Source organism: Halalkalibacter alkalisediminis (assembly GCF_028610705.1).
In the GTDB taxonomy this organism is placed as follows: Bacteria; Bacillota; Bacilli; order Bacillales; family Bacillaceae_D; genus Halalkalibacter; species Halalkalibacter alkalisediminis.
On the sequence record NZ_JAQQWT010000059.1, the window covers coordinates 1 to 12508 of the forward strand.

The 12508-nt window shown below is 34.1% G+C and carries 13 protein-coding genes; 3 read left to right on the top strand and 10 right to left on the bottom strand.

What is annotated here, in order from left to right; translation table 11 throughout:
* The first annotated feature begins 299 nt into the window (after nucleotides 1–299).
* Together PQ474_RS26740 and PQ474_RS24685 are read left to right on the top strand one after the other, a co-directional pair.
* Nucleotides 300–485, top strand: a complete 186-nt coding sequence (locus PQ474_RS26740; protein WP_390186257.1) for a class II fructose-bisphosphate aldolase — start codon at nucleotides 300–302, stop codon at nucleotides 483–485.
* Nucleotides 415–714, top strand: a complete 300-nt coding sequence (locus tag PQ474_RS24685; RefSeq protein WP_337956410.1) for a class II fructose-bisphosphate aldolase — start codon at nucleotides 415–417, stop codon at nucleotides 712–714. Before PQ474_RS26740 ends, PQ474_RS24685 begins: the two co-directional genes overlap by 71 nt.
* A gap of 151 nt (nucleotides 715–865) precedes the next feature.
* Here the strand turns inward: PQ474_RS24685 and PQ474_RS24690 are convergent, their stop codons facing one another.
* The 8 genes from PQ474_RS24690 to PQ474_RS24725 form a co-directional block, all read right to left on the bottom strand.
* A complete protein-coding gene (locus tag PQ474_RS24690; RefSeq protein WP_273848233.1) occupies nucleotides 866–1048 on the bottom strand; it encodes a hypothetical protein in 183 nt (60 codons plus the stop codon).
* Between the two features lie 30 nt (nucleotides 1049–1078).
* The gene (locus PQ474_RS24695; RefSeq protein ID WP_273848234.1) at nucleotides 1079–1273 is read right to left on the bottom strand and encodes a hypothetical protein; all 195 of its coding nucleotides are present in this window, start codon (nucleotides 1271–1273) and stop codon (nucleotides 1079–1081) included.
* A 298-nt stretch (nucleotides 1274–1571) separates the two neighbouring features.
* Nucleotides 1572–3146, bottom strand: coding sequence for a response regulator transcription factor (locus PQ474_RS24700; RefSeq protein ID WP_273848241.1), 1575 nt, complete (start codon nucleotides 3144–3146; stop codon nucleotides 1572–1574).
* 489 nt (nucleotides 3147–3635) lie between these two features.
* A complete protein-coding gene (locus PQ474_RS24705) occupies nucleotides 3636–3710 on the bottom strand; it encodes a hypothetical protein (protein WP_390186260.1) in 75 nt (24 codons plus the stop codon).
* A 239-nt stretch (nucleotides 3711–3949) separates the two neighbouring features.
* Nucleotides 3950–4840: a carbohydrate ABC transporter permease gene (locus PQ474_RS24710; RefSeq protein ID WP_273848235.1), complete on the bottom strand. Its 891-nt coding sequence runs from the start codon at nucleotides 4838–4840 to the stop codon at nucleotides 3950–3952.
* Between the two features lie 17 nt (nucleotides 4841–4857).
* A complete protein-coding gene (locus PQ474_RS24715) occupies nucleotides 4858–5739 on the bottom strand; it encodes a carbohydrate ABC transporter permease (protein ID WP_273848236.1) in 882 nt (293 codons plus the stop codon).
* A gap of 62 nt (nucleotides 5740–5801) precedes the next feature.
* Complete coding sequence (locus tag PQ474_RS24720; RefSeq protein WP_273848237.1) at nucleotides 5802–7124, bottom strand: ABC transporter substrate-binding protein; 1323 nt, start codon at nucleotides 7122–7124, stop codon at nucleotides 5802–5804.
* Nucleotides 7125–7142: 18 nt separating this feature from the next.
* A complete protein-coding gene (locus PQ474_RS24725) occupies nucleotides 7143–8270 on the bottom strand; it encodes a glycoside hydrolase family 172 protein (protein WP_273848238.1) in 1128 nt (375 codons plus the stop codon).
* Between the two features lie 284 nt (nucleotides 8271–8554).
* Between PQ474_RS24725 and PQ474_RS24730 the strand changes: the two genes are divergently transcribed.
* Nucleotides 8555–8749 carry a manganese efflux pump gene (locus PQ474_RS24730; RefSeq protein WP_273848242.1) on the top strand — a complete coding sequence of 65 codons (195 nt, stop codon included), beginning with the start codon at nucleotides 8555–8557 and terminating at the stop codon, nucleotides 8747–8749.
* A gap of 220 nt (nucleotides 8750–8969) precedes the next feature.
* Here PQ474_RS24730 and PQ474_RS24735 read toward each other — a convergent pair whose 3' ends face one another.
* The gene (locus PQ474_RS24735; RefSeq protein ID WP_273848239.1) at nucleotides 8970–10724 is read right to left on the bottom strand and encodes a sensor histidine kinase; all 1755 of its coding nucleotides are present in this window, start codon (nucleotides 10722–10724) and stop codon (nucleotides 8970–8972) included.
* Nucleotides 10725–10814: 90 nt separating this feature from the next.
* Nucleotides 10815–12152 (bottom strand): ABC transporter substrate-binding protein, encoded by a 1338-nt coding sequence (locus PQ474_RS24740; protein ID WP_273848240.1) that lies wholly within the window; start codon nucleotides 12150–12152, stop codon nucleotides 10815–10817.
* Nucleotides 12153–12508 lie beyond the last annotated feature (356 nt).

Consider the following 12508-nt stretch of genomic DNA (forward strand, 5'->3'; position numbering starts at 1 on the left):
CTTTTGGGGAGGTACTCCTTTTTTTGTGTCTTGAAAGCTTTACGAGACTTAGGATTCAAATTATGAAATTCACTCATACATAAAACTTTTTTCGCAAAATTTTTGATTGCCCAGGAAGAATGAAGTCGCGACCTCTAGTATAGCTCCGAATTAGTATTAAACTGACATGGAAAGTTCACAATTAGAAGAAGCGATTTTGCTGCCTGTATCGAAAATATAGAATGTCAATCTTTTTCCTTCCATAGGTGTATTTATTGCCAATCTTATAACAAGATTATACTCTATGTTTATTTGGGGTTTTGACCTTTAGCCATCGCATAGCGATTTCGTTCTCAAGGTTAGCAAATGTCTCCCAAAACTTAGCCGATCCCGAAGAGGCCATCTACTTCTGGAACGAAACAAAAGTAGATGCACTTGCTATGGCCGTTGGATCCGCACACGGAATGTACAAAAAGACACCAAATATTATGCTGCGACAATATTAGAAAAGTAGCCGCAACCATTGATGCCCCTATCGTCCTCCACAGCGGATCTGGCATTCCGGATGCGCAAATTCTAGAAGCCATCTCTTCTGGAATCGGAAAGATTAATGTAAATACAGAAAACCTTGTAGCCTATACCCATGCAGTAAGAAATTATCTGCAAGAAAACTCGAAGGCAACAGATCCAAGAGCCTACCAAGGTGCAGGGCGTGAGGCGATGAGGAAGTTGTGAGAGGGAAGATTCGGTTGTTTGGGAGTAATAATAGGGTTTAAAGGAATGGCAAAAAACAGTGTCCGGAGGGGAGACTGTTCTTTAGCTTATTAATAGTTTTATTTGTTAACACGATTCAAGCATTGTTTTTTCTAGTTATCAACTAAATAAACTAATCACCCATCATTTCCATTACCCTTTTCACTACATTCCTAATATCTTCTTCTGTTTTTATTGATGTAGGTGGTTGAACCCAATACTTCACTTCAGTCTGGTCATCAGCAAATAGCTGAGCAACTTGGATTTCCTCATTATTCTTTTCATCATAGAGATTTAATTTAAGAAACATGATCAATCGATTGGATCATCACTTCATTTTGATTCATTATACATTCCCCCTATATTCCCACTCATAAGATTCCACTACTTTTAACTGATACCATTTTTTTATTGAATGGTATCCCCAGGTTATCGTTTCCACCCTGTTTAATGCAGGGAATCCCCCAAATCTTACTAAGTTTTTGGGTTCAAAAATTTTTAGAAGATCTGCAAGAATCAATTGATCTTGTTTTGTATTCATTCATTCTTTTTCCAACTTTTTGTTGATACCGCTGCCACCCTCTGGTTCACATTATGTTCCGGGCTAGACTTTGCCTGCAGACCTTTCAGATTCCCTTTCACTAGAGACATCCTGTCCGACCTTCCCAAAAGGGTAAGGTCGTTGCTTCGGCTATGCCAATTACAAAGGGAAAGTTACCGAATCGATTTGAGCCACTTGACCGTGTGACTGCGGGGCACACCAAAAAGAGGATTACAATAGCTGTAATCCTCAAATTCGAGAAAACCCTCTTTTATTTTCGGGGGTGCACAACTTCCCTTTAAATTTCTACCTTCATTTCTATGTTTTGTTTTATTGAACGTTCAGAACGATACCTACCAGGTGAAGTACCAACATGTTTTTTAAAAACTTGATTAAAATATCTTTGATTACTATATCCCACTTGTTTGCTTATTTCAGAAATTTTATAATTGGTCGTTTGTAATAGTTTCTTTGCTGTTCTAATTCTTTTATCAATAATAAATTCAAACATAGTTATACCAAACCTTTTTGAGAAAACATTACTCAAATACGCTGGACTAATGTGAAATAATTCAGCTACTTCATCTAAAGTAATGTCTTCATTAAATTTTTCATTCACATACTTTTTCACATCAATAATTAACTTTTCTTTATGAGAAAGTTGATTATTATTCATATAATCTAGTAGTACGTTGACCTTATTTAATAGCCAACCTCTAATGTCGTCAATTGACTTTAATTGATTTAACTGATTGTTTATTTCATACTTTTCTCCTAAAATAGTTTCTACATTTAGATTGAATTCTTGTTGAATATAATCATAGATGTTAGTAATTAGCTTGAAACATAAATATTTAGCACACCCTGGCGCTAGCATTTTTTGCATTGAATATTCCAATACTTTATTAATTAATTGCGGAATGTTGTTTAAATCAATTTCTTTAGTATTAAAATAATTATCGATCATTGTAATGACTTTAGAACCTACATGATAATTCAATTTCTCTAAATCGCTGTAAAAAGTCATCGATTTGTTTAAATACAAGCCAATGGTGAAAGCTTCTAGCGCCTCGCTATATGACTGCTGCATAGTTGATAGACTTGATTGGGCATTTCCAACCCCTATGACAGGAAGAGAACCGACTTCCCTTTCTAATAATATAGAAAACTCTTTAATATCTTTAAAAATAGAAATTGATACGTTATTTTCATGTTTACTAGTGAATGCAACAACTAATTTATCTTCAATACTATATAGATACGGTACTACAATGCTATTCTTGAAATGGTCCTTAAGCCGAAATAAAAAACCTTCAATTTGGCTTTTAAAATCACTAGGCCACTCCGAAAAATTCAAACCACAAACGATTACCATACAAGAGTTAATTCTACTATCCAATTCATGCTCGTTTATTTTATGTCCGAGAATCGAATGTAAGATATATTTATCTTCTAATTTAATTTTGTAAGCCTCAATTTCTTTGCTATTACTATTTGCATCATTACTTTTTTCATACTTTTTTATCGCTCTTTGTACCGAATTAATAATTTCTTCAATTTCTATCGGTTTAGTTAAATAGTCAACTGCCTCCAACTCAAGAGCTCGTTTGGCATAATCAAATTGTGTATAAGCACTAATAATAATAAATACCGCATCGCAAGAAAGCGCTTTCAATTTGTGGATCAATTCTAAGCCGTTCATTCCTGGCATTCTAATATCAACCATGACAATATGGGGTTTTGTTTCTTCAATTAAGTGTAAGGCTTTACTTCCATCCGTAGCAGTACCAACAATCTCTACTTGATGCTCCGCCCAATCAATCGCTGATGTTAATCCATCAATTACAATTTTTTCATCATCGACGATTACCATTTTATACAATACTTCTCACCCCTGTCTTTTCGTTAGCACTATTATCTTCCTTTTTTAAAATAATACCATACTTAAACTTCTTATATAGTTAATTTTACGGTTCTTATTACAATATTAACATTCTAATTTCTTTTGAAAGTGTCAGTTTTTTTTAGATAAAAAAGCATTCCTTCTCAAACCTCAACTGATTTATCCAAAAATTGTAAAATAACGAGACTGTCCATAAAAATGAGGTGACTTCATGACAACCCAACTGTATTTACTTGGATATGAGCCATAAAAGATTGTAAATACTGAAGTGTCACTTCTGGTTCAGCCTCGTTATTTTACAAATGTGATTATTCTTAAGGGAACTAATGATTTGTATTAAATTATAGCACTTCCTTTACTGCCTTTTTACAACTTTCTTTATATCTAACATTGATGGCATGCTTGGAACTTTGCATGCCCCCAGTGCATGGGCCCCCAACTAGAAGCATATGGATTAAATTAATAAAATAAGTGATACTCATCTTTGTAATAAACAAAACCATTAGGATCATTGATCCATCCAGTTGGTGCCATAAAGTGAAACTTTAAGCGGAAAGGACTATTTTTATCATTTCTATTTTGTTTGCAATTTCTTCATTCGCTTTACAAATCGCTACTTGATGTTTATTCTTAATCATATTATTTCCATCTCCTTCCTTTACCAATGACTTCTTAAATTGAATACTCCCTAAAGTACTTCTCTTCATTGACGTTTAAGAACGACACATTCAAGAAACTGGATGCTCCTCATAAAAGTTAAATTTCATTTTGTATTATTCTTTTACCGCTCCTAATGTCATTCCACTTACAATATACCTTTGGACAATAATTGAAAATATCATAACTGGCAGACTAAAGCTTACAGCCGCTGCAGTCATTGGTCCAAGATCAAGATTATAAGCAGTGAGAAACTCTGATATCCCGACAGTAGCTGTTTTCGCATTTGTTGATGTTAATAATAAAGCAAACAAAAAGTCATTCCATGCTAGCATGAAGCAAAAAATGGCCGTTGTAGCTAGCCCGGGTAAGGAAACAGGAAGAATGACTTTTATAAAAGCTGTAAATATATTACACCCATCTATTCTTGCCGCCTCATCAAATTCTTTAGGAATATTTTTAAAGAATCCCATCATCAACCATATAGCAAACGGAACATTTATCGCAGTATAAGTAATAATTAAAGCTAACCGCGTATCGATTAATCCAATTCCATTAATAATCAAATACATTGGGATAGCAATACTTATCATCGGAATCATGCGTACACATAGTGTAATGAGCAAAAACACATTTCCTATCTTTGAAGAAAATCTAGACAAACCATAAGCAGCTAAAGCTCCTAAAAACACAGCTAATATAGTACTGACAGCTGCTGAGACAAAGCTATTCATAAAATAATGAATGACTGGCATTTTTTCAAACATACCAATATAGTTTTCTACTGATAATTCCCTTGGGAAAAACGTAGGTGATGGACTTATTGCCTCAGCAGAAGGTTTAAAAGAAGTTAAAACAATATAGATATATGGACTTATAAACAAAAGTGCTAATATGCTTGTAATAATCCCAATTATACTTTTTTGGTTAAAACGCAAAGATTTCGTTGGGACATATTTTGGTTGTGGAGAAAGGTTCTCTTCTGGATAAAGGTTTTCTTGTTTCAATTTTAACAACGTCCTTTCTACTTCTTATTTGCCCTAAACATATTTACTAAGAAATAAGAGCTTAGAGCCAATAAGATGATAATGAATATTACAGCCATTGCACTAGATTCACCAACAAGCCCATATCTAGTTAAATTACTATACATATACGTACTAAGAACCTCTGATGAAAATGATGGTCCACCTTGAGTTAATACCCAAACAATGTCAAATGTTCTAGCAGCGTCGATCATTCTAATTAATATCGCAACAACCATTACTGGCATTAATGATGGAAGTGTAATAGAAAAAAATATTTGTGTTTTGTTAGCACCATCAATTTTTGCAGATTCATATAATGTGGCTGAGATTCCTTGAAGGCCCGCTAGCAAGACTAGCATCATAAAAGGAGTGGTTAACCAAATATCTGCAATGATTGCTGATAACAATGAATACCTTTCATCTGAAAGCCATTGAATAGCATGAGGGGACGAAGTAATATTAAAATCATATAAAAGTTTATTAACTATACCAAACTGGTTATTTAACATAAATCTCCAAATTAATCCGGTTACTATTGGTGCAATCATTAATGGACTTAGAAGGATTGTTCGAACAATCCCGCTACCTTTGAACCCTGAATTCAACAGCAACGCAAAAAACAATCCTAGTAATAATTCAACAGACACTGCACCAACGACATAAATAACCGTATTTATAGTAGCACCTATAAATCTTTCAGATGTTAACGCATTTATATAGTTTGATAAACCAACAAAAGTAGCTTCACTCGGATTAAAGATATCGACCTTATATAAACTGTCCTTTAGTAGTAGACTAATTGGATAAATTAAAAATACTAACATGAATATACCAGCGGGCATAAAAAACAGCAGTGAAGTTCTATATGTTCTATTCATCCAAATCAACTCGTTCCAATAATTTTTAGTTATCGGATAGGGGGATCCCCTATCCGTGATCTTTAATTATTTAGAATTCTTTCTATGATATTTTTAGCCTCATCTAGGGCTTCTTGCGGGCTGGTATCTCCTGATAATGTTCTTTGTACAGCAGGCACCAACGCTTCACTTTCAATTTGCTGCCATTGAGGCACAGAAGGTCTATTCGTTGTTTGCGGAGCATTTAAAGTCGTTGACAGCGCATTCAAATGATCGAATTTTTTGCCTTCACCAAATTTATTAAATACAGATTGTCGTGACGCTACTCCTAATGCTTCTGTATATAGTTCATTCTTTTCATACATAAATTGCAAATATTCTTTTGCAATATCCTTTTTCTTTGACGAAGAAGGGATAACCTGATACCAAGGTCCAGGAACTACTCCTATTCCCGCATTTCCACCAATCATAGGTGCAGCTCCAACACTTCCAGCTACTTTTGAAGTTTTAGGATCATTTGCAGGAACATAGAAATGCCCCCAAGCCAGCATCATCGCTAACTTTCCATTATAAAATAGTTCAGAAGTTTCAGCAGATGCAGTTTCTAAGACACCAACTGGGACAGATTCATCTTCATGTACGATTGATTTAAGAAACTCTAATGCCTCTACATGCGCTTTATCATTGACAATAACATGATTACTTTCATCAATGATAAAGGATTCTGCTCCTGCTTGAGCGACATGATCCAACCAGCTTGCCACTGAATCACCACTGTTTGCTCCAAAAACGCTAGTACCATATAAATCTATAGATCCATCACCATTCGTATCTTGTGTGAAAAATTTTGCGACATCTCTATATTCTTGCCAACTTGTTGGAGGTGCTAGTTCATAACCGTATTTTTGAGCAAATAATTCCTTGTTTTCTTCATCAGCGAACAGGTCTTCACGATATAGTAGGATTTTTGAGTTCGTCCAGACTGGAAGTGCAAAAGAATCTTCATCCATAGTCGTTGCATCAAGCAGACCTGGGAATAAGTCATTCTCAATTTCGTCTGTAATTAATTCATTAATAGGTTCTAAACTTTGATAGATTGCTGGAAACCAAATGATATCAATTGTAGCTACATCAAACGACCCTGTTTGTGAAGACATCTCAGTCCGTAATCTATCATAAACACCAACATAAGGTACTGACTCGATATTCACTTCATAGCCAGTTAAATCTTCAAACTCTTCCTTTGTTTCGGTTGCAACTGTGTAAGCAGGACTTCCCCCTTCAACTAAGACCGTAATGCTTTTATCATCTTTACTACTTTGTTCACCGCCGCTCGGTTGGTCTCCACAAGCTGCTAGAAGTGCTATCACTAATGATAAAACGATTAACACCGATACTTTTCTCATATAAGTCCCCCCTATTTTTTACTTATCCCACAATCCATGCTCCGGCCACCTTCTTGGTAGTCGTTCCTTCATATCAGGTAGCGGCTTTAATGGTTTATGCGGTTCTAATTGATACCAATAAGCGACACTTGAAAAATCATTACTCTGGTCATTTGCATGTCCATGCTCAATTGTAGCTTTAATTGATTTTGTAAATCGAATAGGGTCTTCAATATGGAAACGATATAAACTCCATTTTCCAAAATGTTCTTGCACATCACTGCCTAATGAAATTCCGTGATACGGCCCTGCATATTCACCACTCGGAAAGCCCCAAGCTGCGTTAAAATAATCCTCTGTACCAGTACCATGTAAAGAAGGCGGCCATACTTCACCATCAATGAAGAACATATCGTCCCCTTCCCCAGGCCAAGTGTATTCTTGATTTGATGCATTGAAATTATCAATATTTAAGACACAACCAACAAAGTGACCTTTTCCTTCTGCATCTAAAATTACGTAGTTATCTTCACCCGTTAAGTTTTCACCAGGTAAATCCCATGGATTTGGATTTTCAATAGTTGATTCAAACTCTACTTTCTCAGTAGGATTTTCACGATTCCAGCTGGCATGGAATGTACCCATATCCGCCGGTAAAGAATCTGAGCTTTCGTATTGTTCATAGTCAACATAATAGAATAAGTTAGCAATCTCCTCTTCACTTTCATTAATGATTTTTATGATAGCCCTTTCATTAAACGGCATCGGGAAGTAACTATTCATAGCTGCTGCAAAAGGACCTTTTGGACCTCTTCTGTCACCAGTAACCATACTTAAAGGCAATGAAACAAAATGTTTACTTACAGCATGACCAATACCGAAGAAATCTCCTAAAGGTACCCGCACACTAGGGTTGTCTTCATTATCCCAATACATTTCAATAATAACCTTTCGTAAATACTGAGGTGCATAACACCTTGTTGTCAACCAAATATGTTTAATACAACCGGGACCTTTTAAGTCACAAACTTCATATGTTTCACCAGCACCGACAACTCTAAAATCTTTATTCCCACCAGTTCGATCCCAACTTGACTCACGTAATGATCTTGCATCTTTAATAAATGGTAATCCTCCTAAAGGACTATTTGGTTTCCAGACATTCATATGAATCCTCCTCAATTGTTTTTTGGTTGTAAATATCTTATTTACACTTTTAATCTTAAGTCCAGATCAACAATTTGAAAATTCCAACATCTTTTAAATATGTCATACATTTTTTTAAAAATAAAATTACTCTGTGCACTGGTGCGTACACAGAGTAAGGTATAAATATAACGACATGAAGAAAAGGAGGATTGAACAGATTGCTAGGACGTATCCTTTGAACAATTGCTGTTAGTTTAGATAGTTTTGGAATAGGAATTACTTATGGAATTAGAAGAATTCGAATACCTTTCATCTCTTTACTCGTCATCATGTTGATTTCTAGTGTCATGGTTATAGTAGCGATGACTATGGGTACTGTTATACGTTTATTACTGTTACCAAAATATGCAGAAATGATAGGTGGAATCATCTTAGTTTTGATTGGACTTTCGGAGCTGGTATTGGTGCTGCATTACTTGATTATTCAATCATTTTGACTAGCTTGTCCTTCTTATTCATGAGCGGATTATTTTTAATCATAGGTATTTATTCTGGTTTTACTTTATCAAAAAGAAAAGGGATACAACAAATGGGATTTTTACCACCGTGTATCCTAATCATTCTTGGAATTCTGAACTTATTATAGAAAATAATAATAGAATGTAAAAACTCTTAAATTTACCGTAGTAAAAAAGCTCATTTTATCACAATAATAACTTAAGCAATTGCAGAATGTTCGTTTTTCAGTCCAATGGTTAAAGTAACCTTGGTCCCGGTATTAACTTCACTTTCAATTTCAAGACCATATTGTGTCCCATAGTGTAATTTAATTCGTTCATTTATATTTCTTAATGCATAACCTTGTTTTTTAAATCGTTCTTCTTCAATATTAAATCCAATACCATTATCACTTATTTCAAATGTAATCATTTTATCATTTTTAAATCCTTTTATTGTGAGTTCCCCTGCTCCACCTTTTGGCTCGAAACCGTGTTGAATAGCGTTCTCAACAATTGGTTGTAAAACTAATTTAATAATTTTATCATCAAACATTGATGGATCAACATCGATAAAATAGTTGATTTTATTGTCAAAACGAATGTTTTGTATTTCTAAATAACTTTTTACCTGTTCAACTTCTTTTGCTATTGTCGTAATATGATCACCATCATTTAGTGTTAATTTGAAAAGGTTTGATAAACTTATAGCCATTTTCGCTATTTTTTTTGCTTTAACCTTCACTGCCATCCAATAAATAGAGTTTAACGTATTATACAAAAAATGAGGGTTAATATGGCTTTGTAAAGCTAACAATTCTGCTTCTTTTTCTTTCAACTGTGCTTCATACAGTTGTATGGTTAATTTATTATTACGATTATAAAGTTCAACGAAGCGATTCCCTACTTTCCCAAATTCATCTTGATTATCAAATTTATTATTCGATAGATATTGCCTTTTCTCCATTTTTTGAACGAGATCTTTTAATAGTGAGAGTTGCTTTGTAATTTTTTTTGCAATTAATGTTGCACCAAACATGGCTAAAATCAATGAAAGAAATAATAAAAAGACAGCAAGCATACGAATATCATTTATATCTTTAACAATACTTTGATAAGGGATTATGCTTACAATTTTCCAATTCGTATTTTCATTTGTATGAAAGTTTAAAATATATTTGGTTTGATTGATTGTTTCAATAATAAATTCGTTACCATCATATTCTTTTAGTAAGTCTACGACTTGATTCGTTGAATAGTGTTTTTCTTTACCACTAAAGTAGATTGTATTGATATCATCTAATATTAAAATATCCCCAGTTGTTGTGACATTTCTAAACATATTCTCAAAAACGAACTGATCGAGAACTATGATTGAAATTCCAATTTCCTTATTCGTGCTTAGTTCCCTTAATACCCGACCAAACATTAAAGGATTTTGAGATTCTTCCAAAAAATTCATTTCATCTTCTTTAAACCACATCCCCTTCCATTCACTTTCTAATAACTGGTCATATACACCTGTATTTGCTAAATGGTCAAAAATGGTATTGTTACGATTACTTTCACCACGATTGATTTTCAAAAATTCATGATGTTCATTGCCTAAATAGATCGCGTTAAGATAAGGTCTATTAACAATCGTTATACTATTGAGAAAATTCTTGGAAGCTGTTTCCAACATATAATACTTAGGCGTTATATCCCGATAGCTTAAATATTCTTGAATATCATTTGATAAAAAAATATTATTTGAGATATTCTCTATATCATCGACAAAAGTATTAATATTTAGATCTAAAACGCTTAAAAAATTAGAGGTTGTTTCAGAGACTTGATTTTCAAAAACTTTATTTAAATATAAAAAAGTAAACATGCCAAAGACGATTAATGGGATTAACGCCGAGAATAGCGCTAACAAAAGTATTCTCTTTCTAATTGAAAATCTTTGCTTACCATTTTTAAATAAAACCATCTCCCACCTCCTTACTAAGTGAAAAGTTTTAATAGCAGTTTAATATATTCACTTTTATATCTTTTACGATTTAAAGTTTTATAGATTGTTTTAACGGATAATTCCTTCTATAATCTCTGCGGCCCAATCAAGGGCTTCTTGAGGTGTTTTTTGACCTGACAGTGCATATTGAACAGCGGGAATTAACGCTTCACTTTCTATTTGTTGCCACTCAATGATTGGTGGACGATTTTGTGTTTGAGCACTTGATAAGTTTGTCATTAGTGGACCTAAATGTTCGTAACCATTTTTCTTGCTGTACTTTTCTAAAACTGATTTTCTTGCAGCAACGCCTATCGTTTCCATGAATAAATCATTCTTTTCATAGATAAACTCAATGTACTTGTTAGCGACATCTTTTTTCTTAGATGAATGGGGAATTATCTGATACCAAGGGCCGGGTATCGTACCAATTCCTGCTGCCCCTGTAATCATTGGAGCTGACCCCACGTTACCTGCAACCTTTGAAATCGTTGGATCATTAGAAGGCATATAAAAATGTCCCCATGCTAACATCATTGCCGCATTGCCATCCCAAAATAATTTAGACGTTTCTTGTGAAGCAATGGATAATGCGTCTGCCGGGACTGATTTGTCTTCATGAAGCAATTTAGTTAACATTTCTAGGGCCACAATATAAGGCTTAGAGTTTACTAGAATTTCACCATTTTCATCAATTACTAATGATCGAGCCCCGGCTTGTAAAGCATGGTCTAGCCAACTTGCTACAGAATCACCGTTATTTGCTCCAAAAACAGTTGTACCATACAGATCAGTTACTCCATCACCAGTTGTATCTTGAGTAAAGAACTTGGCAGCATTTTGATACTCTTTCCACGACGAAGGTGGTTGAAGTTCATATCCAAACACTTCTTTAAACCCCTTTTTATTTTGTTCATCTTCAAATAAATCTTTTCGGTAAAGTAAAGTTTTGGCATTTGTCCAAACTGGTAACCCCAATACGTGATCATTATAGTAACCTCCAGAAATAAGTCCTGGAAGCAAATCCTCCTCTACATCGGTTGTAATTAAATCATCAATAGGTTCTAACCCTCCGGCAAGTGCAGGAAACCATAATATATCAATGGTTGCTACATCATAAGATCCTGATCGAGAAGCTATCTCCACTCTTAACTTGTCATATACACCAATATAAGGTGCTGTTTCTATAATCACTTCATAACCTGTCAATTCTTTAAATTCGTCAGCAGTCTCTCGAGCAACCCTAAAAGCAGGACTTCCACCTTCAACTAAAACTGTGATCGAGTTAGTGCTGCTATCTACACTTTCTCCTGTCTCCTTTGTTGTCTGACTCCCTAAACATCCTGTTAAAAAAAGAGCAATAAACATGAAAGTTACAACTAACCTGATTACTATTTTCCCTTTCATAAATGAAGCATCCCCCTTCCAGTTTTAATAAATCTATTTTAATTCCATACGCTTGCCAAATTCATTAACTGGTAAAATTCAGGCAATAGTTTGTTTTTCGCTTTACAAATACAAAACGTTTGAACCTTCAATTACCTATGTTTCAGCATGAATTGACTTATTAAAGTAAATTTCTTTCAACTTGAGGTATGCTCCAATTTTCATATCTTCTACTACATCAATCTATAATTTGAAAACACTTATTACTTACCTGTTATTATAAATCAACGAAAGCATAGTATTCACTAGTGTTGCATAAATAATGACTGAATTTTCAGTTTTATAATTTTTCTTGTTTAGAGCCAAAAAGGTAAATA